This window comes from Pseudomonas urethralis (genome assembly GCF_021602465.1).
GTDB classification, from domain to species: domain Bacteria; phylum Pseudomonadota; class Gammaproteobacteria; order Pseudomonadales; family Pseudomonadaceae; genus Aquipseudomonas; species Aquipseudomonas vlassakiae.
Genome location: NZ_BQIJ01000022.1, coordinates 54,636 through 79,705, shown reverse-complemented (window position 1 = coordinate 79,705; position 25,070 = coordinate 54,636). Strand labels below are relative to the sequence as shown.

Below are 25,070 nucleotides of genomic sequence, written 5' to 3'. Positions count from 1 at the left end.
CAAACCTGATGCGGGCGCACCGGAAGATCTGCCAGCCTGACCCGAACAGAACCCCACCGACCGCCGCCTGGCGGTATTTTTTTGCCTGGAGAATACCCATGACCCAAACCCAGCCCCGGGGCATCCGAAATCGCAACCCCGGGAATATCGATTTCAACCCGCGCAACGACTGGCAAGGCCAGATCGGCAAGGAACCTGGTGGCCGCTTCGCCATCTTCGACACGCCCGAGAACGGCATTCGCGCTCTGGGCAAGCTGCTCATCAACTACCGCGGCAAGGACGGCATGCCCGGGGTGAGCGGCAAGGGCATCGACACGGTGCTGGAAACCATCAACCGCTGGGCGCCGGGTAACGAGAATGACACCCAGGCCTATGCAGCCGCCGTGGCCAAGCGCATCGGCGTGCGCACCACCGACCCGATCGACATCCGAAACCCGGCCACCCTGAAGGGGATGGTGGTGAGCATCATCATCCACGAGAACGGCGGCAACCCATATCCCCCGGCGATCATCGACGAGGGCGTGCGGAGGGCACTGACATGAAGTCGTGGGCAATCAGATCGTTGATCCTGCTGACGCTGCTCGCGTCCTATTGGGGCGTGTACCAGCACGGCAGGACAGTGGAGCGTGCCGAAGCCGCCCAGGCTTCAGCCGAACGTGACAGCGGAGACCGCCTGGCCGAGGTGATCGGTGAGCGCGGCGCCCGCCAAGAAGAACAACGACGCGCACAGGCGCATGAGGAGGCGAGAGCCCATGCTCAGGAAGAAAGAACGATTGCTGATGGTGGTGCTGCTGGCGCCGATGCTGCTGGCCAGCGGCTGCGCGTCGAAGCTGGAAAGCTCGCCGCCACCGTCAGTTGCCCCAGCACGAATACCGCCGCTGTCGCCCGAGGCCAGGCAGCCACCCGCGCCGCCATGGTGCTCTCCGACCTGCTCGCACGGGCTGATGCTCGAGCGGGAGAGCTGGCGCAAGCTTATGACCGAGCAAGAATAGCGGGCCAGCTCTGTGAGGCGTCCTATAATGCCCTGATCAATTGATGGGGGGGCGAGCGATGCAGCGATCTGTCGGAGAAATCGCCAAGTTCGGCGAACTACGTCTGCGAGAGGCTCTTGAGGCTATCAAGGCGCACAAAGACGCTAAGGACGGGGGCGCACCTACACGAGAGGTTGAGCGCTTGCGGTTGCTGGCTGATGAGCTGTATGAGGCAGTTATTGAGTATCGACTGATGCTCTCGGGAAATTTGAGCGACCCGTCCATAGGTATAGCCGCCCCAGCTTACAAGGAGGAGCAGCAGTGATCGTGGATAAGGTTAGTGTGTCTGGTAATTCGCTGTCTCATTGATCGGAGGGGGAAATGGAGAAGGGCACTTTCATCGGAATGATTGAGGCGGGAGAGCCCCTGGTGAAGGAGGCTCTCGATGCCATGCGTGCTTATTACCAGGCGCAGGATGAAGGAAGACCCGCTGAAGAAGTCGAGCGCCTGCGCCTGCTCGCCGAATCGTTATTCCAGGCCGTATCCGACTATCAGTTGCGGGTCGTGACCAAGGCTAGGGGGAGGGAACTGCCCAAGCTCAACTGAGGTGACTCTGCCTAGGCTAGGCGATACCAAAAAAGCCCAGATTTTCACCTGGGCTTCATGGACTTTTTTGCAGAGACAGCTGGTTCAGATGATACCGTTACGCTTGATTCTCTTAGGCTTGAGCGGCTTGCTCTTCCAGCGGAGAGCCAGGCGCTCGATATCTGCGAAATAACTCGACACTCTGGATCGTTCGCGCACAGCCTCAATGAACGGGAGGGCCTGGGTGTACAGATTGATCAACGTGGTGTTGTGCGTGTAGCGCAGCATCCTCTCGCAATAGATGCCTTCGTCGATGCCGATACTTATACGCTCCCAGTAGTTCAGTACATAGCTGATCTTCTGAGTTTTTTCCTTTTGTGACGCGTGTTTCGCTGCCTCAGCTGGATCAGAAGGCACCTCGCGATTCTTCGGGAAGACGGCCCGAATATTTCCATTTGGATCGTCGTGGAGCTGCCTGATGACTTCATAGCCCTCGCTAAGCTTCTCGTCGCTCCTGCTTCCGAACATAAGGTCAGCGGTCTGCTTTCGTCTGGCGATAATTTTACTGGTGACCACGGATGCAATCGCTGTTGCCAACCCAAGTATCAACAGCACGTTACGCAAAATCTCGGAGCCCAGAGCCTCAAGCACCTGAGGCGTGGTCTGACACACCATATCCATGTGAAATCTCGACGAAAAAAATGGAGACCTTCAGGTCTCCATTCTTGTGGGAGGGGTGAGCAACTGCTTTACAGGCCTTCGTACTCTTCACGCTTGGTCATCACGTTCATACTCATGAGAACTCCTTCAGTTAACCTAGCGGCATCGCTAGCGCTCGCGATTTCATCTTGGTGGCGGCTGACACGTTTGTCAACCTGCTCCGGCAATCCGTCATCGGTCATGCTGTCATAAAGCTGGCATTACCAGCCCAAATCGACCCCTCCAGGCACAAAAAAAGCACTACAAGGTTTCTGTAAGTGCTTGTTTTGTATGGGGTGTTTGGTGGAGCCGGGGGGATTTGAACCCCCGTCCGCCAGTACTCCGCTGTCGGTACTACATGCTTAGCCGTGTCTACTGATTTAATCCGCAGCCGCCCGACGGGCAGGGTGCTTTGGATGAGTTGGGTAAGTTTTAGTCGCTTTGCCCCCAACGTGCTACACGACGATCCTGTTCTGTATGACAATCATTTCGGGTTTACAGGCATCCCCTGATGATTGCTGGAGCCGAAGCTACCAGGAGAGCGGGCTCAGCTGCTTACGCAGCGAGAGCGTAGCCCTCGTAGTTTTCGTCATTGGCAACTATAGAAAGTTGCAACAGTGGATTTACGAGTTCTGTTACCAACTCGGCATGCACCTAGAGTTTCGCTACCGGCGTCGAATCCTGATCGGCCCCACACTAGCTCTTGGCTAACGCACCTTACGGCACGTGAGGCGGAGTATACGCCATTGCGCGGGCGACGTCGACAGCCGGTCCTATCGCCCGCGCTGCGACGGCTCAAGCACCGCTGCCGCCGGCCGTGCCGCTGCCTTTCTCGGTCTTTTCCAGGCGCTCCAGGACCTTGCTGGTGATGGCGATGCAGCCTTTGGTGTCACCTGAAGCCTGGGCGGCCTTGGCTTTGTCGACCTGCTCGGTCAGGGCTTTGTCCAGGCCCTCGGAGGTCGCGCCGGCGGTGGCCATGCTGTCGTCGATCTTCTGCAGGTTGATCGTGCACAGGTCATCGGCGGCGAATACCGGCGAAGCCAGGAGGGTAGCGGCCGCGAAGAGGGCCGAAAGCGCGGTGCCTTTCATGGGAGTCTCCTTTTATGGCCGCTGGGAAGTGGGCCTGTAAAGGTGGACTGTCGGGGTTTGGCGAGGGTTCAATCGGGTGATGGCTTGGTGGCCGGGTGGTGATGGCACGGGCTTCGCCCGTGATCGCGGGTAAACCCGCTCCCACAGGGGCCGCAGCGCGGCCCAGGGGCAGGTCAGATGCTGCGTGGGCGGGTGACGCGGTCTACCAGGTAGACCAGGCCGTGGTAGTCGATGCCGCTGTGGCTGGACAGGCCGATTTCACAGGTGCGGCTGGTGGAGATGCCTTCGCTGCAATGCTGCACTGCGTTCTTCAGGCTGCGCAGTGAGTGAGCGTTGAGCTCGGGTGTGGTGAAGCCCTTGTCGCCAGCGAATCCGCAACAGTGGATGCCTTCCGGAATCACCACCTGCTTGCTGCAACGGCGCGCCAGGTCAATCAATGCCTGGCTTTCGCCCAGATGCTGGGTGCTGCAGGTCACATGCACGGCCACGGGTTCGTCCTGGGGGCTGAACTCCAGTCTGTCGACCAGGTGGGTGCGGATGAAGCGCACCGGGTCATACAGGTCCAGCCGGGTTTCGCCCAGGTCCTGCACCAGGCGCAGGGTGCACGGGCTGGTGTCGCAGTAGATCGGGTCGAGGCCGCCGCGGCTGGCGTGAAGCAGGGCGTTGAGCAGTTCCTGGCGCTTGTGCTCGGCCTGCTCGGGGTAGCCCTTGGAGGCGAACGGCTGGCCGCAGCAGAGGCTGTCGGCGTTGTCCGGAAACACCACTTGGTAACCGGCCTTTTCCAGCAGGGCGCGGGTCTTGTCGAGCAGCGAGCTTTGCTCGCGGTCGGCATAGGCGGGGCCCATCACGCGTGAAACACAGGTGGCAAGGTAGACCACGCGGGGCCGGGCGTCGTTGCTCGCCGGGCCGAAGTCCAGCGTGCGCAGCGGTTGGGGCAGGGCCGGGGTCCACTGTGGCAGGCGGCCTTTGCTGGCCTTGCTCAGGGCTGCACTGAGGCGCCCGAGGCGTGGTGCGCCGAGCAGCTTGCGGGCGCTGTTGGCGGCGGTCAGGGTGAAGCGGGCGCCGCCCAGCGCAGTGTGGAAATGTTCGGCCAGCCAATCGGCGGTCTTGGCATGGTCGGCGGCCTGGCTGCGCAGTTTCTTCACCAGCTCGCCGGTGTTGATGCCGACCGGGCAGCGCTGGGCGCACAGGCCGGTGGCGGCGCAGGTGTCGATGCCTTGGTATTGGTAACTATGCAGCAGCTCGCGGGTGTCGATGCCGGCGCGCTTCTTCGCCTGGATGTCGCGCCACATGACGATGCGCTGGCGTGGGCTGAGGGTCAGGCCCTTGGAGGGGCAGACCGGTTCGCAGAAGCCGCACTCGATGCATTTGTCGACGATCTCGTCAGCGGCGGGCAGCGGTTTGAGGTTTTTCAGGTGGATGTCCGGATCTTCGCTCAGCACCACATCGGGGTTGAGGATGCCGTTGGGGTCGAGCAGGCGCTTGAGTTTCCACATCAGCTGGTAGGCATCAGCGCCCCATTCCAGCGCCACGAACGGCGCCATGTTGCGGCCGGTGCCATGCTCGGCCTTGAGCGAGCCGCCGAACTCGACGGCCACCAGCTGCGCCACGTCGTCCATGAAGGCCTGGTAACGGGCGACTTCCTCGGCGCTGTTGAAGCCCTGGGTGAAGACGAAGTGCAGGTTACCCTCCAGCGCGTGGCCGAAGATGATCGCCTCGTCGTACTGGTGCTTGTCGAACAGCTGGATCAGCCGGTTGACGCCTTCGGCCAGTTGCTCGACGGGGAAGGTGACGTCCTCGATGATCACCGTGGTGCCGGTCTGGCGCACGGCACCGACGGCGGGGAAGGTGTCTTTGCGGATTTTCCACAGCTGGTTGTACACGGCCGGGTCTTCGCTGAAGTCGACCTTTTGCTCCAGCGGGTAATCGGCGATCGAGGCCATCACCCGCTGCAGTTGTTCGTGCAGCAGGCTCTGGCTGGCGGCGCGGGACTCGATCAGCAGGGCGCAGGCGTTGGCTGACAGGGCTTTGACCCACAGCGGCATGCCCGGCATGTTCTGCACCGAACGCAGGCTGCGGCGGTCGAGCAGTTCGACGGCGGACACCGGCTGGCGCTTGAGCACGGTGACGGCGCGGCAGCAGCTTTCCACGCTGGGGAACACCAGCAGGGCGCTGGCCTTGTGCGGATGGTCGGGCACGGTGTTGTAGGTAACGGCGCTGATGAAGCCCAGGGTGCCCTCGGAACCGACCAGCAGGTGCTGCAGGATATCCAGCGGTTGGTCGTAGTCCACCAGTGCGTTGAGCGACAGGCCGGTGGTGTTCTTCAGCCGGTATTTGTGCCGGATGCGGTCGGCCAGTTCGGTGTTGGCGCGGGTTTCGCGGCCCAGGCGCGCCAGCGCTTCGAGCAGTTCGGCGTGGCTGCTTTCAAAGGCGGCGACACTGGCGGGGTCTTCGCTGTCCAGGCGGGTGCCATCAGCCAGCACCAGGCGCAGGCCGGCGAGGGTGTGGTAGGTGTTCTGCGCGGTACCGCAGCACATGCCGCTGGCGTTGTTGGCGACGATGCCGCCGATCTTGCAGGCGTTGATCGAAGCCGGGTCGGGGCCGATCTTGCGCCCGTAGGGGGCCAGCCAGGCGTTGGCCTGGGCGCCGATGACACCGGGTTGCAGGCGGATCTGCTCGCCCTGGCCGCGGATCTCCTTGCCTCCCCAGTTGTCGCCCAGCACGATCAGCACCGAGTCGCTGATGGCCTGGCCGGACAAGCTGGTGCCTGCGGCGCGGAAGGTCACCGGCACGCGATCGCGCTGGGCCAGTTGAATCAGCCCGACCACTTCGTCCTCGGACTCGACGCGCACCACCAGCTTGGGGATCAGCCGATAGAAGCTGGCGTCGGTGCCGAAGGCCAGGGTAGAGGTCGGGTCGTCGAACCGGCGTTCGGCCGGGATAAGGCGCTCGGCATCGCGCAGGAACGCAGCGGGCAGGCTCATGCAATCTCCTCGCGGGGCCGCAGCGTCTGCTGCGCAGCGTGCCCCGGTCATTCAGGCGGTACGGTTGGCAGGCGCTCAGGCGCCCAGTTCGCGGACCAGCGAGTCGCGGGTGATCTCGCTGATCGACTTGGCGCCAGTCAGCACCATGGCCACGCGCATTTCCTTCTCGAACAGTTCGAGCAGGTTCTTCACCCCGGCCTGGCCGTGCACGGCCAGGGCCCACAGGAAGGCGCGGCCAATCAGCACGGTGTCGGCACCCAGGGCGATCATGCGCACCACGTCGAGGCCGCTGCGGATGCCGGAGTCGGCGAGGATCTTCAGGTCGCCTTTGACCGCATCGGCAATCGCCGGCAGGGCGCGGGCGCTCGACAGCACGCCGTCGAGCTGGCGGCCGCCGTGGTTGGAGACAACGATGCCGTCGGCGCCGAACTTGACCGCGTCACGGGCGTCGTCGGCGTCGAGGATGCCCTTGATGATCATCGGGCCATCCCAGAATTCGCGGATCCACTCCAGGTCCTTCCACGAGATCGACGGGTCGAAGTTGTTGCCGAGCCAGCCGATGTAGTCGGCCAGGCCCGTGGGGTTGCCACGGTACTTGGAGATGTTGCCCAGGTCGTGCGGGCGGCCCATCACGCCAACGTCCCACGCCCATTCGGGGTGTGTCATGGCCTGCAGCACGCGGCGCATCGGGCCGTTCGCGCCGCTCATGCCGGAGTGGGCATCGCGGTAGCGGGCACCGGGCACGGGCATGTCGACGGTGAACACCAGGGTCTTCACGCCAGCGGCCTTGGCCCGCTCCAGGGCGTTGCGCATGAAGCCGCGGTCTTTGAGCACGTACAGCTGGAACCACATCGGCCGGTCGATGGCGGGCGCCACTTCTTCGATCCGGCACACCGACACCGTCGACATGGTAAACGGAATGCCGTGGGCCGCTGCTGCACGCGCCGCCTGCACTTCACCGCGGCGGGCGTACATGCCGGTGAGGCCGACCGGGGCCAAGGCCACGGGCATGCTCAGGGTCTCGTCGAACAGCCTGGTTTCCAGGCTCAGCTCGGACATGTTCTTCAGCACGCGCTGGCGCAGGGCGATGCTGGCCAGGTCCGAGACGTTGTGGCGCAGGGTGTGCTCGGCGTAGGCGCCGCCGTCGGCATAGTGGAAGAGGAAAGGAGGCAGCTTGCGTTGGGCCGCGGCGCGATAGTCGGTGGAGGCGGAAATGATCATGGATTCTCGCAGCGTGGGTTGAAGGAGATGCCGGGCGCGCAAGGGCGCCCGGCCCCTTTCACTTTAGTGATGAACCAGCATGCCGGTCAGCCAGTAGGCCTGGATCAGGGTGATCAGGCCGACGATGGTGGCGAAGAACAGGCTGTGCTTGACGGTGAAGCGGAACAGGTCGGATTCCTTGCCGACCAGCCCAGTGGCAGCGCAGGCCACGGCGATCGACTGCGGCGAGATCATCTTGCCGGTCACGCCGCCGCTGGTGTTGGCGGCCACCAGCAGGGTGTCGTTGACCCCGATCTGGTGGGCGGTGGTGGCCTGCAGCGAGCTGAACAGGGCGTTGGACGAGGTGTCGGAACCGGTCAGGAACACGCCCAGCCAGCCGAGGAACGGCGAGAAGAACGGGAACGCGGCGCCGGTGCCGGCCAGGACCAGGGCCATGGTCGAAGACATGCCCGAATAGTTGGTGACGAAGGCGAAGGCCAGCACCATGCCGATCGACAGGATCGGCCAGCGCAGTTCCCAGAGGGTCTCTTTGAAAGTGGTCAGACCAGTTTTTAGATTGATCTTCAACACCCACATGGACACCAGTGCGGAGAGGAAGATCGCGGTGCCGGTGGCCGAAATCGGATCGAGCTTGAACACCGCAGGCATGGCGGTTGGCGCGGTCACGATCGGCGCAGTCTTGATCACCAGCTGGTCAAGGTGCGGGATGGCGAAGTTGAACACGAAATTGTACATCGCGCCGCCGGGGGCGAAGGCCGCTTTGAATGGCTTCAGGGTCCAGAGGGTGACCAGCACGGTGAGGATCAGGAACGGCGACCAGGCCTTGAAGATCTCGCCGAAGCTGTACGGGGTCGGTTGGCTGCCGCTTGGCTGCACCACGGCGGCGCCGACGCTGCCTTTGGCTTCGGCGAACGAGCGCTTGGGCTGCCAGACTTTCAGGAACAGGGTCAGGCAAATCAGGCTGGCCAGGGCCGAGGTGATGTCCGGCAGCTCTGGGCCAATGAAGTTCGAGGTGAAGTACTGGGTCACGGCGAAGCTCAGGCCGGCGACCAGGGCGGCAGGCCAGGTTTCCTTCACGCCGCGCAGGCCGTCCATCATGAACACCAGCCAGAACGGTACGAACAGCGACAGCAGTGGCAGCTGGCGCCCGGTCATGGCGCCGATGTGGAAGGCGTCGATACCGGTGACCTGGCCGGCCACGATGATCGGGATGCCCAGGGCACCGAAGGCTACCGGTGCAGTGTTGGCAATGAGGCACAGGCCGGCGGCGTACAGCGGGTTGAAGCCCAGCCCCACCAGCAATGCGGCGGTAATGGCTACCGGCGCGCCGAAGCCGGCCGCGCCTTCGAGGAAGGCGCCGAAGCAGAAGCCGATCAGCAGCACTTGCAGGCGTTGGTCATCGGTAATCGACAGCACCGAGCTGCGGATCACTTCGAACTGGCCGCTCTTGACCGTGAGTTTGTACAGGAACACCGCGGCAACGATGATCCAGGCAATCGGCCAGAGGCCGTAGAGGAAGCCATACCCTGCGGCAGCGAGGGCCATGTCGACAGGCATCTGGAAGGCAAAGATCGCCACCAGGATCGACAGGGCCAGGGTGATGCTGCCAGCCACGTGGCCTTTGAGGCGGAACACGGCCAAGGCCAGGAAGAAGAACACGATGGGGATGACCGCCGCCAGTGCGGACAGGCCGAGACTACCAAGCGGGGTATAGAGTTGTTGCCAGGTTTGCATATGGGGTGGCCCCTAATTGTTGTTGGTCAGGCACTGGCATTGGATAATTGGTAAGACCAATTTACAATGGCTGGTCGCTAGGTTAAAAGCGCTGTCGTGGGTGTGTCAATTTGTCCCGTGCAAAACTTTGGTCGCGGGTCGATGAACGGGCAGCTGCTCACGGGCGAAAACCGTCGCCTGATGCGTGCTGGCGCAGCGCGGATCGGCGAGAATAGGCGCTCGGCGATCATTGGCCGGGGTTTGTGGAGAGCATGTGATGGTTTTTGATCAGGTCCGCCAACGGCGCCTGTCCGACGACATCGTCGATCGGTTGGAAGGGATGATTCTGGAAGGCACGCTGACCTCTGGGCAGCGGCTGCCGGCCGAGCGCGTCCTGGCCGAGCAGTTCGGTGTGTCGCGCCCGTCACTGCGTGAGGCGATCCAGAAGCTGGTGGCCAAGGGTCTGCTGGTGAGCCGCCAGGGTGGCGGCAATTACGTAGCCGAATCGCTCGGCTCGACCTTCAGCGACCCACTGCTGCAGTTGCTCGAGCATAGCGCCGAAGCGCAGCGCGACCTGCTTGAGTTTCGCCATACCCTGGAGGCGTCATGCGCTTACTACGCAGCCCTGCGTGCCACCGAACCTGATCGTGCGCGGTTGAAAGCGGCGTTCGATGCTCTGCAGGACTGCTATGCGCGGGCTGACGAGGTGACGCGGGCGGAGGAGGGCGCGGCCGACGCGCGCTTCCACCTGGCGATTGCCGAGGCCAGCCATAACGCGGTCTTGCTGCATACGATCCGTGGCTTGTTCGACCTGCTCAAGCGCAATGTGGTGACCAACATCGGTGGCATGTACCAGCAGCGCACGGAGACACGCGACATGCTGATCAGTCAGCACCGCGAGTTGTACCTGGCGATTGTCGAGGGTCGGGCGGAGGAGGCGCGGGAGGTTTCCAGCCGGCACATTCTGTATGTGCAGGAGGTACTGGAAGAGGCGCAGGACGAAGCCCAGCGGGTAGCACGGGCGGAGCGGCGCAACGGGCGTTGAGCCGCTCCCACGGGGGCCGCACCGGGCAGGAATTACTCTTCCTTGCCCTTGTTCCGCACCGCACGCTGCAGCTCGCGGTTGGAGTCGCGTTCGCGCAGGGTGTCGCGCTTGTCGAACTCCTTCTTGCCCTTGCCAAGCGCGATCTCGCACTTGATCAGGTGCTTGCTCCAGTACAGCGCCAAGGCTACACAGGTGTAGCCTTTTTGTGCCACGGCGGCTTCCACGCGCTCGAGCTCGCGCTTGTTCAGCAGCAGCTTGCGGGTGCGCGTGGGGTCGGCGATGACGTGGGTGCTGGCGGTGGTCAGCGGGGTGATGTGGCTGCCGAACAGCCAGGCTTCGCCATCCTTGAGCAGCACGTAGCTGTCGGTCAGGTGCGCCTTGCCGGCCCGCAGGCTCTTTACTTCCCAGCCGGACAGGACCAGCCCGGCCTCGAACTTGTGTTCGATGAAGTAATCGTGTCGCGCCTTTTTGTTTTGCGCGATGGTCCCGGTCGGATGTTTCTTTTGTTTAGCCATAGGGGCGGCATTATAGGCAAGACATCACGTGGTCGGCTATGGGATTTCGGTGTGCTTGAGCCACCGCAATGAATACCGGACAATACAAGGCCTGTTCTCTGCACAGAACCTGTTTTCGGCACGCTGCGAAGCGCCGCCAACCAGCCTTGGAAGTGACGCCTGGATGACTACCCATATTCAACGCTCCGCCCTGCTGCCGTACCCTGCCCAGGCGCTCTACGATCTGGTCAATGACGTGGCCAGCTACCCTGAATTCCTGCCTTGGTGCTCGGCCTCGACGGTGATCGAGGCCAGCGACACGCACATGCGGGCGAAGCTGGAAGTGGCCAAGGGCGGCATGAGCCAGCAGTTCGTCACCCGCAACATATTGGTGCCAGGGCAGTCCATCGAAATGAACCTGGAAGAGGGGCCATTCACGCAGCTGCATGGCCTGTGGGTGTTCAAGCCGCTCGGCGAAAAAGCCTGCAAGATCAGCCTGGACCTGACCTTCGACTACGCCGGTGCGATCGTGCGCGCCACGCTCGGGCCGCTGTTCAACCAGGCGGCCAACACCCTGGTGGATGCGTTCTGCCAGCGTGCCAAGCAGCTCAATGGTTAAGGTCGAAGTGGCCTACGCCACGGCCGAGCGCCAGTGGCTGTTGGCCTGTGAAGTGCCGGATGGGGTGACAGTGCGTGAAGCGTTGCGCCTGTCCGGGATCGCCGGGCAAGTGATTGGGCTGGATATCGCACACTGTCCGGTCGGCATTTTCGGCAAGGTGGTGGCGGATGCGCAGGAGCGCGTAGTCGAGGAGGGGGACCGCCTGGAAATCTACCGGCCTCTGCTGCTCGACCCTGTCGAGGCGCGCAAGCAGCGCGCTGCGAAGGCCAAGCGCTAGCTGAGCTGACGGTAATAAAAAGCCCGGACCATGGTCCGGGCTTTTTCATCTGGCCGGCAATTACTGCGGTGAGGTTTCCAGCGGTGCCGGTGTCGGCACTGGAGTCGTCTCGATGGTGTCGATCTCGCGCTGGATGGACTCTTCCGTCGAGCCTGGCTTGGCCGGCTTCTCTTCCGGCTGCGGCTTGGCCTGCTCTGGCTGGGTGGCCGGGCTGACCGTGGTAGTGTTGCTGCCGCCGAGGATTTCCTGGTCGCGGCTCACGCCTGGCATGAAGTCGCCGGACAGGCTGACCAGTTGGTCGCTGTCGTTGAAGAAGATGCTCATGCGTTCCTGCTGACGTGTGCCGCCACCAGGTTGCAGGCTGTACAGGTAGTCCCAACGATTGGTGTTGAAGGTGTCCTGCAGCAGCGGGTTGCCCATGATAAACCTTACTTGCCGACGGGTCATTCCGGGGCGTAATTGGTCTATCATGTCTTGCGTGACGACATTGCCCTGCTGGATGTCGATTTTGTAAACCCCGGGAAACGAGCAACCGGCGAGTGCGAGCAGTCCCGCGAGGGCGAGGCTGTTTAGCAAGAGCTTGGTGTTTTGCATCGGTGGGCGACTTCCACTATCTTGGCTGGACAACGTAAACCCCGATCATACCCGTATTAAGAGAAGCTGCGAAGCAGCATCGGCGAGAAAGCTGACCATGGTTGAAAATAGCGAATTGCGCAAAGCCGGTCTCAAGGTGACCCTGCCTCGAGTCAAGATCCTTCAGATGCTCGACTCGACCGAGCAACGTCACATGAGCGCCGAGGATGTCTACAAGGCGCTGATGGAGGCTGGCGAGGACGTCGGTCTGGCAACCGTCTATCGCGTACTGACCCAGTTCGAAGCGGCGGGTCTGGTGGTGCGCCACAACTTCGATGGTGGCCACGCGGTGTTCGAGCTGGCTGACGGCGGTCACCACGACCATATGGTCAACGTGGATACCAGTGAAGTTATCGAGTTCATGGATGCCGAGATTGAGCGCCGCCAGAAAGAGATCGTGGCCGAGCACGGCTACGAGCTGGTGGACCACAACCTGGTCCTCTATGTGCGTAAGAAAAAGTAACGATTTAGCGCGGCTTGAATAACAAAGGCGACCTTCTGGTCGCCTTTGTGCTTTCTGAGGCGATCATGCCTTGCCGGAAACCACCATTTTGCGCGCATGGGCCAGGGATTCCTTGGTCAAGTCGATGCCGCCAAGCATGCGCGCCACTTCTTCGACCCGCTCGCGTTTGCCCAGGCTGGCGACTGCGGTGTGGGTGGTGTCGCTGTTGCGTACCTTGTGCACGAACAGATGATGGTGCCCTTGCGCGGCCACTTGCGGCAGGTGGGTCACGGTCAGTACCTGGCCGCGTTCGCCCAGGCGGCGCAGCAACTGGCCGACGATTTCGGCTGTCGGGCCACCGATGCCGACGTCCACTTCGTCGAACACCAGGGTCGGAATGCGCGAGGTCTGCGCTGTGATCACCTGGATCGCCAGGCTGATACGGGAGAGCTCGCCCCCGGATGCCACCTTGGCCAGGCCCTTAAGCGGCTGCCCGGGGTTGGCGCTGACCAGCAATTCGATCTGTTCCAGGCCGTGGGGTGACAGGTCATTGCCTTCGTTGGGGGTAAGTTCGATGCAGAACCGCCCACCCGGCATGCCCAGGCGCTGGATTTCCTGCTCCACGGCGACGGCCAGCTGTTTGGCTGCCTGCTGGCGCAGTGCACTGAGCTCCTGTGCCTTCTCTTTATAGTGCTGGGCATAGGCGCCAAGCTCCTCGGCCAGGCGTTCGATCGACTCGTCGCTGGCGTTCAGGCCTTCGAGTTCATCCATCAGCTGTTGCTGCAAGTGTGGCAGCTCAGTGGGGTGCACGCGGTGCTTGCGCGCCAGGGTGTAGATCGTGTCGAGGCGCTCTTCCAGGGCTTGCAGGCGCATGGGGTCGGCGTCGAAGTTGTCGAGGAAGCGGTTGAGTTCGCCCACCGCTTCTTCTACCTGAATCTGTGCGCTGGCGATCATGTTGGCGGCCTCACCCAGTGCGCGCGGGGCGTTCGTTGCAGCGCCGAGGCGGTTGAGGCTGGCGGTCAGCGCGCTGAGCACATTGCCTGAATCGCTCTCGCTGCACTGGTCGATGACCTGGCGGCAGATGCCGAACAGGGCCTCTGCGTTGGTCAGGTTCTTGTGTTCCTGCTCCAGTTGTTCCAGTTCGTTTTCGCCCAGGCCGAGATTGTCCAGCTCTTCCAGCTGGTAGCTGAGCAGTTGGTGGCGGGCGCGTTGCTCGTCGCCGGAATTGCTCAGCCGCTCGAGCTCCAGGCGGGTCTGGTTCCAGCGTTTGGCGGCAAGCTGCACCTGGCGGGAAAGGTCGATGGCGCCGGCGTATTCGTCCACCAAACGGCGGTGGGTGTCGGTCTTCAACAGTGACTGGTGTTCATGCTGGCTGTGGATGTCGATCAGCAGCTCGCCCAGCGCCTTGAGGTCGCCGAGCGGGCAGGGTGTGCCGTTGATGTAGCCGCGGCTGCGCCCTTCGGCGGTGATGACGCGGCGCAGAATGCACAACCCGTCGTTGTCCAGGTCGCGCTCGGCCAGCCAGGCATGGGCTTCGGGGATGTCCACCAGGTCGAACGTGGCAAGGATGTCTGCCTTGTCGGTGCCGGGGCGCACCACGCCGCTGTCGGCACGGTCGCCCAGGGCCAGGCCGAGGGCGTCGAGCATGATCGATTTGCCCGCACCGGTCTCGCCGGTGATCACCGACATGCCACGGGCGATTTCAAGGTCGAGGTGCTCGACGATGGCGTAGTTGTGAATGGACAGGTGCACCAGCATGGGGGCCGCTCCCGAAGTTCAGGTCTGGTTATTTATACAGTACTTTTTTCAGCCCTGCCAATGCCCTCTGGCGGATTCTGTTGCGACCAGCAAAACCCACGTGCCCCTTGAAGCTGGTTTTTCCGGCCCCATATAGCCGGCAGACACGGCGAGCTTTGCTCGTACAACCGAAATTGCGGAGGAGAGACCCATGGCTGACGAACAGCTGAATGAACAAGACCTTAATGCCGAAGAGGCAGGTGCAGTGGATAACGGCGCCCGCGTTCAGGAGCTCGAGGAGCAGCTGGCCGCCGCCAAGGATCAGTCCCTGCGTGCCGCTGCCGAAGCGCAGAACAGCATTCGTCGCGCCGAGCAGGAAGTCGACAAGGCCCGCAAGTTCGCGCTCGAGAAGTTTGCTGGCGACCTGCTGCCGGTGATCGACAGCCTGGAAATGGCCCTGGCGCACCTCAAGCCCGATGACGAGCAGGTCAAGAGCACGCGTGAGGGCGTCGAGCTGACCCTGAAGATGTTCCAGGACACCCTCAAGCGCTACAACCTCGAAGCCATCGACCCGCACGGTCAGCCGTTCAACCCTGAACACCATCAGGCCATGGCCATGCAGGAAAACGCCGAGGTCGAGCCTAACAGCGTGCTCAACGTGTTCCAGAAGGGCTACCTGCTCAACGGCCGCCTGCTGCGCCCTGCCATGGTGGTGGTCAGCAAGGCACCAGCGGCACCGCAACCTTCTATCGATGAGAAGGCTTGAAATCCTCCGGGGCATCCCCATCTAGGTGTCAAGCGTTCAAGTATTACTGCAGTTGGCCACGACCGTAGCCGCTGCCGCCAAATTCAAGTTTCGGGAGAGTAAACATGGGCAAAATCATCGGTATCGACCTGGGGACCACCAACTCGTGCGTCTCCATTCTGGAAAACGGTAACGTCAAGGTCATCGAAAACGCCGAAGGCGCGCGTACTACCCCTTCGATCGTGGCCTACGCCAACGACGGTGAAATCCTGGTTGGCCAGTCGGCCAAGCGCCAGGCCGTCACCAACCCGCACAACACCCTGTTCGCAGTGAAGCGCCTGATTGGCCGTCGCTTCGAAGAAGATGTCGTGCAAAAAGACATCAAGCTGGTTCCCTACAAGATCGTCAAAGCCAATAACGGTGACGCCTGGGTTGAAGCCAGCGGCAAGGAAATGGCGCCTCCGCAGATCAGCGCCGAAGTACTGAAGAAAATGAAGAAGACCGCCGAAGACTACCTCGGCGAGGCCGTGACCGAAGCGGTGATCACCGTTCCGGCCTACTTCAACGACAGTCAGCGTCAGGCCACCAAGGACGCCGGCCGTATCGCTGGCCTGGACGTAAAACGTATCATCAACGAGCCGACCGCCGCTGCACTGGCCTATGGCATGGACAAGGCCAAGGGCGACCACACCGTCATCGTTTATGACCTGGGTGGTGGTACCTTCGACGTTTCGGTCATCGAAATCGCCGAAGTCGACGGTGAGCACCAGTTCGAAGTACTGGCCACCAACGGCGACACCTTCCTGGGTGGCGAAGACTTCGACATGCGCCTGATCGACTACCTCGTCGACGAGTTCAAGAAAGAGTCCGGCATGGACCTGAAGAACGATCCGCTGGCCCTGCAGCGTCTGAAAGAAGCTGCTGAGAAGGCCAAGATCGAGCTGTCCTCGGCGCAGTCGACCGATGTCAACCTGCCGTACATCACTGCAGACGCCACCGGTCCTAAGCACCTGAACGTGAAGATTTCCCGCGCCAAGCTGGAGTCGCTGGTCGAAGACCTGGTCAAACGCACCATCGAGCCTTGCCGCATCGCCCTGAAAGACGCCGGCATCGACGCCAGCAAGATCGACGACGTGATCCTGGTCGGTGGCCAGACCCGTATGCCGATGGTGCAGAAGGCCGTCGCCGACTTCTTCGGTAAAGAAGCGCGCAAGGACGTCAACCCGGACGAAGCCGTGGCCATGGGTGCTGCCATTCAGGGCGCCGTGCTGGCCGGTGACGTGAAGGACGTGCTGCTGCTGGACGTCAGCCCGCTGACCCTGGGTATCGAAACCATGGGCGGCGTGATGACCGCGCTGATCGAGAAGAACACCACCATTCCGACCAAGAAGTCGCAGGTGTTCTCGACCGCCGACGACAACCAGAGCGCCGTGACCATTCACGTGCTGCAAGGCGAGCGCAAGCAGGCGGCGCAGAACAAGTCGCTGGGCAAGTTCGACCTGGCCGAGATTCCGCCAGCGCCTCGCGGCGTACCGCAAATCGAAGTGACCTTCGACATCGACGCCAACGGCATCCTGCACGTGGGCGCCAAGGACAAGGCCACCGGCAAGACCCAGTCGATCGTGATCAAGGCCAACTCCGGCCTGTCTGACGAAGAAATCGAGCGCATGGTGCGTGACGCCGAGGCCAACGCCGAGGAAGACCGCAAGTTCGAAGAGCTGGCCACTGCCCGTAACCAGGGTGATGCGCTGGTGCACTCGACCCGCAAGATGGTTGCAGACGCCGGTGACAAGGTTACTGCTGAAGAGAAGGCCGCGATCGAAGCTGCCGTGGTTGCCCTGGAAGCCGCTGTCAAAGGCGACGACAAGGCCGCGATCGACGCCAAGGTCGAAGAACTGTCCAAGGTATCGGCTCCGGTTGCTCAGAAGATGTATGCCGAGCAGCAGGCCGAACAGCCTCAGGGTGGCGCACAGCAAGCCGAGCCGGAAGCCAAGCACGATGACGTGGTTGACGCCGAGTTCGAAGAAGTGAAAGGCGACGACAAGAAGTAATCGTTGCCTGCTGTCGACCCGTTCACTGGTGGGTGCCGGTGAGCTGGTAGGATGTCGCCGCGCGGGGGCTTGCTCCCGCGTTGGCGTATCTGGAATTCGAGATTTTTAACAGCATTTGTCGGGGCCATTCGTGGTGTGCAGGCAGGTGCTGATGGCGCGGCGCAGATGCCTGACGCCCAACAAGGTGCAAATGACCTATGTCCAAGCGTGATTATTATGAGGTCCTGGGTGTCGAGCGCGGCGCCAGCGAAGCTGACCTCAAGAAGGCTTACCGCCGACTGGCGATGAAGTACCACCCGGACCGCAATCCGGGCGATAAAGAGTCGGAAGACAAGTTCAAGGAGGCCAACGAGGCCTACGAAGTACTGTCCGATGCGAACAAGCGTGCGGCGTTCGACCAGTACGGTCATGCCGGCGTCGACCCCAGCATGGGTGGCGGTGGTGCCGGTTTCGGCGGTGCCAACTTCTCCGACATTTTTGGCGACGTTTTCAGCGACTTCTTCGGCGGCGGCCGCGGTGGTGGACGTGGCGGTGCCCAGCGCGGCAGCGACCTGCGCTACACCCTGGAGCTGAACCTGGAAGAAGCGGTGCGCGGCACCACGGTCAGTATTCGCGTGCCGACCCTGGTCAACTGCAAGCCGTGCGACGGCTCCGGCGCCAAGAAGGGGTCGACCCCGTCGACTTGCCCGACCTGCGGTGGCATCGGCCAGGTGCGCATGCAGCAAGGCTTCTTCTCGGTGCAGCAGACCTGCCCACGCTGCCACGGCCAGGGCAAGATCATCACCGACCCCTGCACCTCGTGCCATGGCGAGGGCCGTGTCGAGGAATACAAGACCCTGTCGGTCAAAGTGCCGGCGGGCGTCGATACCGGCGACCGCATCCGTCTGTCCGGCGAGGGCGAGGCGGGCACCCATGGTGGTCCGACTGGCGATCTGTATGTAGTGATCAACGTGCGCGAGCACGAGATCTTCCAGCGTGACGGCAAGCACCTCTATTGCGAAGTGCCGATCAGCTACACCGATGCCGCACTCGGTGGCGAGCTGGAAGTGCCGACCCTCGATGGTCGCGTGAAGCTCAAGATTCCGGAAGGTACCCAGACCGGCAAGCAGTTCCGCTTGCGTGGCAAGGGTGTCGCCCCGGTTCGCGGTGGTGGTGCCGGTGACCTGCTGTGCCGCGTAGCGGTTGAGACCCCGGTCAACCTGACCCGTCGCCAGCGCGAATTGCTCGAAGAGCTGCGCAGCTCGCTGGAAGGTGACAACTCGCCCAAGGCCAGCGGCTGGTTCGATGGTGTTAAGCGCTTCTTCGGCGATCTCTGACAAGGAAAATGGCTATGCGACGTATTGCAGTGATGGGTGCGGCGGGGCGGATGGGCAAGACCCTCATCGAAGCCGTTCAGCAAACCCCGGGTGCGGGGCTGACGGCGGCGATCGATCGGCCGGACAGCTCGCTGGTCGGGGCGGATGCCGGCGAGCTGGCAGCGCTCGGTCGTATCGGTGTACTGCTGTCGGACGACCTGTCCAAGGTTGCCGACGAATTCGACGTGCTGATCGACTTCACTCACCCGTCGGTGACGCTGAAGAACCTGGCGTTCTGCCGCAAGCACGGCAAGGCGATGATCATCGGTACCACCGGCTTTACCGCCGAGGAGAAGCAACTGCTTGCCGAAGCGGGCAAAGACATCCCGATCGTGTTTGCCGCCAACTTCAGCGTGGGTGTCAATCTCAGCCTCAAGCTGTTGGACATGGCTGCGCGGGTATTGGGTGACGATGTCGACATCGAGATCATCGAGGCGCACCACCGGCACAAGGTCGATGCTCCGTCGGGGACCGCGCTGCGCATGGGCGAAGTGGTTGCCAATGCGCTGGGGCGCGATCTGCAGGAAGTGGCGGTGTATGGCCGTGAAGGCCAGACTGGCGCGCGTGATCGCCAGACCATCGGCTTTGCCACCGTGCGTGCCGGCGATGTGGTCGGTGATCACACCGTGCTGTTTGCCGCTGAGGGCGAGCGCCTGGAAATCACCCACAAGGCCTCCAGCCGTATGACCTTCGCCAAGGGCGCGGTGCGAGCGGCGCTGTGGCTCGATGGGCGCGAGCCGGGCCTGTACGACATGCAGGATGTGCTCGAGCTGCGCTGATCAGTTCGGGCGCGCTGCGCCCTCTGTCGCATTGATGTGTTTTAGAGGCACATATGCGGTAGACCGAAAACGCACTTTTCTGTAAGCTACAGCTTTAGTGTGTCCACTAAAAGCGCGCAGCGAATTGAATTCAGCACATGAAAGCGGGGTGACGTGTCCATACGTCACTCCGCTTTTTTGCAACCTGCGATCGCCCTTTCATGCTTGACTTACGGGAGGTCTTCTTGACAAAGCCAGCCATACTCGCCCTTGCCGACGGCAGTATTTTCCGCGGTGAAGCCATCGGTGCCGACGGTCAGACCGTTGGTGAGGTGGTATTCAACACCGCTATGACCGGCTACCAGGAAATCCTTACAGACCCTTCCTACGCGCAGCAAATCGTTACCCTGACCTACCCGCACATCGGCAACACCGGCACTACGCCGGAAGATGCCGAGTCGAACCGTGTCTGGTCCGCTGGCCTGGTTATCCGCGACCTGCCGCTGCTGGCCAGCAACTGGCGTAATACCCAGTCGCTGCCTGAGTACCTCAAGGCCAACAACGTCGTCGCCATCGCCGGTATCGACACCCGTCGCCTGACCCGTATCTTGCGCGAAAAAGGCGCTCAGAACGGCTGCATCCTGGCGGGTGACAACATCAGCGAAGAAGCCGCCATCGCTGCCGCCCGTGGCTTCCCTGGCCTGAAGGGCATGGACCTGGCCAAGGTCGTCTCCACCAAGGAACGCTACGAGTGGCGCTCCAGCGTTTGGGAGCTGAAGACCGATAGCCACCCGACCATCGACGCTGCCGACCTGCCGTACCACGTGGTCGCCTTCGACTACGGCGTCAAGCTGAACATCCTGCGCATGCTGGTCGCCCGCGGCTGCCGCGTGACCGTGGTGCCTGCCCAGACCCCGGCCAGCGAAGTGCTGGCACTGAATCCGGATGGTGTGTTCCTGTCCAACGGCCCTGGTGATCCGGAGCCATGCGACTATGCGATCCAGGCGATCAAGGAAATCCTCGAAACCGAGATTCCGGTATTCGGCATCTGCCTCGGTCACCAGTTGCTGGCCCTGGCCTCCGGCGCCAAGACCGTGAAGATGGGCCATGGCCACCACGGTGCCAACCACCCGGTCCAGGACCTGGACACCGGCGTGGTCATGATCACCAGCCAGAACCACGGCTTCGCCGTTGACGAAGCCACCCTGCCGGGCAATGTCCGCGCCATCCACAAGTCGCTGTTCGACGGCACCCTGCAGGGTATCGAGCGCACCGACAAGAGCGCGTTCAGCTTCCAGGGTCACCCTGAAGCGAGCCCAGGCCCGACCGACGTCGCGCCACTGTTCGATCGTTTCACCGATGCCATGGCCAAGCGCCGCTGAGCATCCTGCATCAAGGCCCCGGGCCGGCTCATGCCGCGCCCGGAAGCGCCTGACCCAGATTGTTCAAGACGGCTTGCCGACTGACCCGCGGATTTGAGTGACAACCATGCCAAAACGTACAGACATCAAAAGCATCCTGATTCTCGGCGCTGGCCCGATCGTGATCGGCCAGGCCTGCGAATTCGACTATTCCGGCGCCCAGGCCTGTAAAGCCCTGCGCGAGGAAGGTTTCCGCGTCATCCTGGTGAACTCCAACCCGGCCACCATCATGACCGACCCGGCCATGGCCGACGCCACCTACATCGAGCCGATCAAGTGGCAGTCGGTGGCCAAGATCATCGAGAAAGAGCGCCCGGACGCGGTTCTGCCGACCATGGGTGGCCAGACTGCATTGAACTGCGCCCTGGACCTGGAGCGCCACGGCGTGCTGGAAAAGTTCGGCGTAGAGATGATCGGCGCCAACGCCGACACCATCGACAAGGCTGAAGACCGTTCGCGCTTCGACAAGGCCATGAAGGACATCGGCCTGGAGTGCCCGCGCTCCGGTATCGCCCACAGCATGGAAGAGGCCAATGCAGTGCTCGAGAAGCTCGGCTTCCCGTGCATCATTCGTCCATCGTTCACCATGGGTGGCACTGGCGGCGGTATCGCCTACAACCGCGAAGAATTCGAAGAAATCTGCACCCGTGGCCTGGACCTGTCGCCGACCAAGGAACTGCTGATCGACGAATCGCTGATCGGCTGGAAGGAATACGAGATGGAGGTGGTCCGTGACAAGAAGGACAACTGCATCATCGTTTGCTCCATCGAGAACTTCGACCCGATGGGCGTGCACACCGGTGACTCGATCACCGTGGCGCCGGCGCAGACCCTGACCGACAAGGAATACCAGATCATGCGCAACGCCTCGCTGGCGGTGCTGCGTGAAATTGGCGTGGAAACCGGCGGCTCCAACGTGCAGTTCGGTATCTGCCCGAACACTGGCCGCATGGTCGTGATCGAGATGAACCCGCGTGTTTCGCGTTCGTCCGCCCTGGCTTCCAAGGCCACCGGCTTCCCGATCGCCAAGATCGCCGCCAAGCTGGCCATTGGTTACACCCTCGACGAGCTGCAGAACGACATCACCGGCGGCCGCACCCCGGCGTCCTTCGAGCCGTCGATCGACTACGTCGTGACCAAGCTGCCACGCTTCGCCTTCGAGAAATTCCCGAAAGCCGACGCCCGCCTGACCACCCAGATGAAGTCGGTGGGTGAAGTCATGGCCATCGGCCGCACCTTCCAGGAGTCCCTGCAGAAAGCCCTGCGCGGTCTGGAAGTCGGCGCCTGCGGCCTCGACCCTAAAGTCGACCTGGCCAGCCCGGAAGCCGCCGGCATCCTCAAGCGCGAACTGACCGTGCCGGGCGCCGAGCGCATCTGGTACGTGGCTGACGCCATGCGTTCGGGCATGACCTGTGAGGAGATCTTCGCACTGACCGGCATCGACATGTGGTTCCTGGTGCAGATGGAAGACCTGATCAAGGAAGAAGAGAAGGTCAAGACCCTGGCGCTGTCGTCGATCGACAAAGACTACATGCTGCGCCTCAAGCGCAAGGGCTTCTCGGACCAGCGCCTGGCCAAGCTGCTGGGCATCACCGACAAGAACCTGCGTCGTCACCGCCACAAGCTGGAAGTGTTCCCGGTGTACAAGCGCGTCGACACCTGCGCCGCCGAGTTCGCCACCGACACCGCCTACCTGTACTCGACCTACGAGGAAGAGTGCGAGGCCAACCCGTCGACCCGCGACAAGATCATGATCCTGGGTGGCGGCCCGAACCGTATCGGCCAAGGTATCGAGTTCGACTACTGCTGCGTACACGCTGCACTGGCGCTGCGTGAAGACGGTTACGAGACCATCATGGTCAACTGCAACCCGGAAACCGTCTCCACCGACTACGACACCTCCGACCGCCTGTACTTCGAGCCGCTGACCCTGGAAGACGTGCTGGAAGTCTGCCGCGTCGAGAAGCCGAAGGGTGTCATCGTTCACTACGGCGGCCAGACCCCGCTGAAACTGGCTCGCGCCCTGGAAGAAGCCGGCGTACCGATCATCGGTACCAGCCCGGACGCCATTGACCGTGCCGAAGACCGTGAGCGCTTCCAGCAGATGGTTCAGCGCCTGAGCCTGCTGCAGCCGCCAAACGCCACCGTGCGCAGTGAAGAGGAAGCCATCAGCGCTGCGGGTGGCATCGGTTACCCACTGGTCGTGCGCCCATCCTATGTGCTGGGTGGTCGCGCCATGGAGATCGTCTACGAGCTGGACGAGCTCAAGCGCTATCTGCGTGAAGCCGTGCAGGTTTCCAACGACAGCCCGGTACTGCTCGACCACTTCCTCAATTGCGCCATCGAGATGGATGTGGATGCAGTCTGCGACGGCACCGACGTGGTGATCGGCGCGATCATGCAGCACATCGAGCAGGCCGGCGTTCACTCCGGTGACTCGGCGTGCTCGCTGCCGCCGTACTCGCTGAGCAAGGAAGTGCAGGACGAAGTCCGCGTACAGGTCAAGAAAATGGCCCTGGAGCTGGGCGTCGTCGGCCTGATGAACGTGCAGCTGGCCCTGCAGGGCGACAAGATCTACGTGATCGAAGTCAACCCGCGCGCCTCGCGTACCGTACCGTTCGTGTCCAAGTGCATCGGCACCTCCCTGGCCATGATCGCTGCACGCGTGATGGCCGGCAAAACCCTGAAAGAACTGGGCTTCACCCAGGAAATCATCCCGAACTTCTACAGCGTCAAGGAAGCCGTCTTCCCGTTCGCCAAGTTCCCAGGGGTTGACCCGATCCTCGGCCCTGAGATGAAATCGACCGGTGAAGTCATGGGTGTCGGTGACAGCTTCGGTGAAGCGTTCGCCAAGGCCCAGATGGGGGCCAGCGAAGTGCTGCCGACCGGCGGTACTGCGTTCATCAGCGTGCGTGACGACGACAAGCCGCAAGTGGCTGGCGTTGCCCGCGATCTGATCGCCCTGGGCTTCGAAGTGGTTGCAACTGCAGGCACCGCCAAGGTCATCGAAGCGGCAGGCCTGAAAGTGCGCCGTGTGAACAAGGTGACCGAAGGGCGTCCGCACGTGGTCGACATGATCAAGAACGACGAAGTGTCGTTGATCATCAACACCACCGAAGGTCGCCAGTCGATCGCCGATTCCTACTCGATTCGTCGCAATGCGCTGCAGCACAAGATCTACTGCACCACTACCATTGCGGCTGGTGAAGCCATCTGCGAGGCGCTGAAATTCGGTCCCGAGAAGACTGTTCGTCGCCTGCAGGATCTGCATGCAGGACTCAAAGCATGAGCATTACCAAGTACCCGATGACCGTCCAGGGCGCCCGCGCCCTGGAAGAGGAGCTGGCCTTCCTGAGCAAGACCGAGCGCCCACGCCTGAGCCAGGCCATTGGCGAAGCGCGTGAGCTGGGCGACCTCAAGGAAAACGCTGAATACCACGCGGCCCGTGAGGAGCAGGGCATGGTCGAAGCGCGCATCCGTGATATCGAAGGCCGTCTGCAGAACTCGGTGGTGATCGATGTCACCACCATCGCCCACACCGGCAAAGTGATTTTCGGCACCACCGTGGTGCTGGCGAACACCGAGACCGATGACGAAGTGACCTACCAGATCGTTGGCGAAGATGAAGCTGACGTGAAAATAGGCAAGCTTTCGAGCAGCGCACCGATCGCCCGTGCCATCATTGGCAAGGAAGAAGGTGACACCGTGGTGGTGAAGACGCCAAGCGGTACGGTCGAGTACGAGATTGTCGAAGTCAAACACATCTGACCGGCGCCTGCGGGCGCCATCCCTCGAGGGGATTCTATGGCAACTGGCCCAGGTTTTCTGGGTCGGTGGCTTATGGGTGTTCCATGTAGGGCTGGTGCCGGCGCTGAAAGTCAGTGGCCTGGCGCCTTTGCTGGTGCAGGACGTCGCCGGGCAGATCGACCGCTGGTTGATCGGTGTGGCGTTGCTTGGCTTGTTGACCCAGCTGGCGGTGCTGGCGAGGGTGGACGGCCTGGTGGCCTGGTGGCGGCAGTTTCGTGGCCAGATGCTGTTGTTGGGCTTCGCAGCCTGCGTGGGGTATTACACCTTGCGCTACGGCATCTCGGTCGGCGAGCGCTGGCAGATGTTCTGTTTTCTCGTGTTGGGCTTCTCCGGCATCGTGCTGGTGGCCCAACCGGTCCCGGTCAGGGCGCGCCGCTAGCCGGTATGGAGCCTTGTGGGAGCGGCCTCGTGTCGCGAAAGGGTC

General features: G+C 62.3%; 23 protein-coding genes and 1 other RNA gene. 15 read left to right on the top strand and 9 right to left on the bottom strand.

Annotation, left to right across the window (positions count from 1 at the left end; genetic code table 11):
- Window positions 1-98: 98 nt before the first annotated feature.
- The 3 genes from L6D64_RS25270 (at window position 99) to L6D64_RS25260 (ending at window position 1,577) form a co-directional block, all read left to right on the top strand.
- Window positions 99-542, top strand: coding sequence for a structural protein P5 (locus L6D64_RS25270; protein WP_176509714.1), 444 nt, complete (start codon window positions 99-101; stop codon window positions 540-542).
- A complete protein-coding gene (locus tag L6D64_RS25265; protein WP_176509713.1) occupies window positions 539-1,036 on the top strand; it encodes a DUF2514 domain-containing protein in 498 nt (165 codons plus the stop codon). The genes L6D64_RS25270 and L6D64_RS25265 overlap by 4 nt, the downstream gene beginning before the upstream one ends.
- 316 nt (window positions 1,037-1,352) lie before the next feature.
- Entirely contained in the window at window positions 1,353-1,577 is a 225-nt protein-coding gene (locus L6D64_RS25260; protein ID WP_054886638.1) for a hypothetical protein, read from the top strand.
- Between the two features lie 84 nt (window positions 1,578-1,661).
- Here L6D64_RS25260 and L6D64_RS25255 read toward each other — a convergent pair whose 3' ends face one another.
- From L6D64_RS25255 to L6D64_RS25230, 6 genes are all read right to left on the bottom strand, one after another.
- Complete coding sequence (locus L6D64_RS25255) at window positions 1,662-2,237, bottom strand: DUF4760 domain-containing protein (protein WP_054886637.1); 576 nt, start codon at window positions 2,235-2,237, stop codon at window positions 1,662-1,664.
- Between the two features lie 319 nt (window positions 2,238-2,556).
- Window positions 2,557-2,948: a transfer-messenger RNA gene (gene ssrA, locus L6D64_RS25250) on the bottom strand.
- Window positions 2,949-3,050: 102 nt separating this feature from the next.
- Entirely contained in the window at window positions 3,051-3,344 is a 294-nt protein-coding gene (locus L6D64_RS25245; RefSeq protein ID WP_176509712.1) for a hypothetical protein, read from the bottom strand.
- A gap of 173 nt (window positions 3,345-3,517) precedes the next feature.
- Window positions 3,518-6,328, bottom strand: coding sequence for an FAD-binding and (Fe-S)-binding domain-containing protein (locus tag L6D64_RS25240; RefSeq protein ID WP_176509711.1), 2,811 nt, complete (start codon window positions 6,326-6,328; stop codon window positions 3,518-3,520).
- A gap of 75 nt (window positions 6,329-6,403) precedes the next feature.
- The gene (gene lldD, locus L6D64_RS25235; RefSeq protein ID WP_176509710.1) at window positions 6,404-7,549 is read right to left on the bottom strand and encodes an FMN-dependent L-lactate dehydrogenase LldD; all 1,146 of its coding nucleotides are present in this window, start codon (window positions 7,547-7,549) and stop codon (window positions 6,404-6,406) included.
- A 63-nt stretch (window positions 7,550-7,612) separates the two neighbouring features.
- Complete coding sequence (locus L6D64_RS25230) at window positions 7,613-9,283, bottom strand: lactate permease LctP family transporter (protein WP_176509709.1); 1,671 nt, start codon at window positions 9,281-9,283, stop codon at window positions 7,613-7,615.
- 256 nt (window positions 9,284-9,539) lie between these two features.
- Here L6D64_RS25230 and L6D64_RS25225 point away from each other — a divergent pair, with 256 nt between their 5' ends.
- Window positions 9,540-10,307, top strand: a complete 768-nt coding sequence (locus L6D64_RS25225; RefSeq protein ID WP_176509708.1) for an FCD domain-containing protein — start codon at window positions 9,540-9,542, stop codon at window positions 10,305-10,307.
- A 32-nt stretch (window positions 10,308-10,339) separates the two neighbouring features.
- Here the strand turns inward: L6D64_RS25225 and smpB are convergent, their stop codons facing one another.
- Entirely contained in the window at window positions 10,340-10,822 is a 483-nt protein-coding gene (gene smpB / locus L6D64_RS25220; RefSeq protein WP_176509707.1) for an SsrA-binding protein SmpB, read from the bottom strand.
- A gap of 163 nt (window positions 10,823-10,985) precedes the next feature.
- On the opposite strand from smpB, the gene L6D64_RS25215 reads away from it, so the two are divergent.
- Window positions 10,986-11,420 carry a type II toxin-antitoxin system RatA family toxin gene (locus L6D64_RS25215; protein WP_054885654.1) on the top strand — a complete coding sequence of 145 codons (435 nt, stop codon included), beginning with the start codon at window positions 10,986-10,988 and terminating at the stop codon, window positions 11,418-11,420.
- The gene (locus L6D64_RS25210; protein WP_176509706.1) at window positions 11,413-11,697 is read left to right on the top strand and encodes an RnfH family protein; all 285 of its coding nucleotides are present in this window, start codon (window positions 11,413-11,415) and stop codon (window positions 11,695-11,697) included. The genes L6D64_RS25215 and L6D64_RS25210 overlap by 8 nt, the downstream gene beginning before the upstream one ends.
- Window positions 11,698-11,757: 60 nt before the next feature.
- Here the strand turns inward: L6D64_RS25210 and L6D64_RS25205 are convergent, their stop codons facing one another.
- Window positions 11,758-12,291 carry an outer membrane protein assembly factor BamE gene (locus L6D64_RS25205; protein WP_054885652.1) on the bottom strand — a complete coding sequence of 178 codons (534 nt, stop codon included), beginning with the start codon at window positions 12,289-12,291 and terminating at the stop codon, window positions 11,758-11,760.
- A gap of 97 nt (window positions 12,292-12,388) precedes the next feature.
- Here L6D64_RS25205 and fur point away from each other — a divergent pair, with 97 nt between their 5' ends.
- The gene (fur, locus tag L6D64_RS25200; RefSeq protein WP_046788147.1) at window positions 12,389-12,793 is read left to right on the top strand and encodes a ferric iron uptake transcriptional regulator; all 405 of its coding nucleotides are present in this window, start codon (window positions 12,389-12,391) and stop codon (window positions 12,791-12,793) included.
- A gap of 63 nt (window positions 12,794-12,856) precedes the next feature.
- Here the strand turns inward: fur and recN are convergent, their stop codons facing one another.
- Entirely contained in the window at window positions 12,857-14,530 is a 1,674-nt protein-coding gene (recN, locus tag L6D64_RS25195) for a DNA repair protein RecN (protein WP_176509705.1), read from the bottom strand.
- A 172-nt stretch (window positions 14,531-14,702) separates the two neighbouring features.
- On the opposite strand from recN, the gene grpE reads away from it, so the two are divergent.
- From grpE to L6D64_RS25155, 8 genes are all read left to right on the top strand, one after another.
- The gene (gene grpE / locus L6D64_RS25190; protein ID WP_143524237.1) at window positions 14,703-15,275 is read left to right on the top strand and encodes a nucleotide exchange factor GrpE; all 573 of its coding nucleotides are present in this window, start codon (window positions 14,703-14,705) and stop codon (window positions 15,273-15,275) included.
- Window positions 15,276-15,379: 104 nt separating this feature from the next.
- A complete protein-coding gene (gene dnaK, locus L6D64_RS25185) occupies window positions 15,380-17,305 on the top strand; it encodes a molecular chaperone DnaK (RefSeq protein ID WP_176509704.1) in 1,926 nt (641 codons plus the stop codon).
- A 197-nt stretch (window positions 17,306-17,502) separates the two neighbouring features.
- Entirely contained in the window at window positions 17,503-18,621 is a 1,119-nt protein-coding gene (gene dnaJ / locus L6D64_RS25180; protein ID WP_054885648.1) for a molecular chaperone DnaJ, read from the top strand.
- A 14-nt stretch (window positions 18,622-18,635) separates the two neighbouring features.
- Entirely contained in the window at window positions 18,636-19,439 is an 804-nt protein-coding gene (gene dapB / locus L6D64_RS25175) for a 4-hydroxy-tetrahydrodipicolinate reductase (RefSeq protein WP_176509703.1), read from the top strand.
- A 224-nt stretch (window positions 19,440-19,663) separates the two neighbouring features.
- A complete protein-coding gene (gene carA, locus L6D64_RS25170; protein ID WP_003249935.1) occupies window positions 19,664-20,800 on the top strand; it encodes a glutamine-hydrolyzing carbamoyl-phosphate synthase small subunit in 1,137 nt (378 codons plus the stop codon).
- A gap of 106 nt (window positions 20,801-20,906) precedes the next feature.
- On the top strand, window positions 20,907-24,128 hold the full coding sequence (gene carB, locus L6D64_RS25165) for a carbamoyl-phosphate synthase large subunit (RefSeq protein WP_054885645.1): 3,222 nt from the start codon (window positions 20,907-20,909) through the stop codon (window positions 24,126-24,128).
- Window positions 24,125-24,607 carry a transcription elongation factor GreA gene (gene greA, locus L6D64_RS25160; RefSeq protein WP_082433603.1) on the top strand — a complete coding sequence of 161 codons (483 nt, stop codon included), beginning with the start codon at window positions 24,125-24,127 and terminating at the stop codon, window positions 24,605-24,607. Before carB ends, greA begins: the two co-directional genes overlap by 4 nt.
- Window positions 24,585-25,025 (top strand): hypothetical protein, encoded by a 441-nt coding sequence (locus L6D64_RS25155; protein ID WP_054885644.1) that lies wholly within the window; start codon window positions 24,585-24,587, stop codon window positions 25,023-25,025. The genes greA and L6D64_RS25155 overlap by 23 nt, the downstream gene beginning before the upstream one ends.
- Window positions 25,026-25,070: the final 45 nt, after the last annotated feature.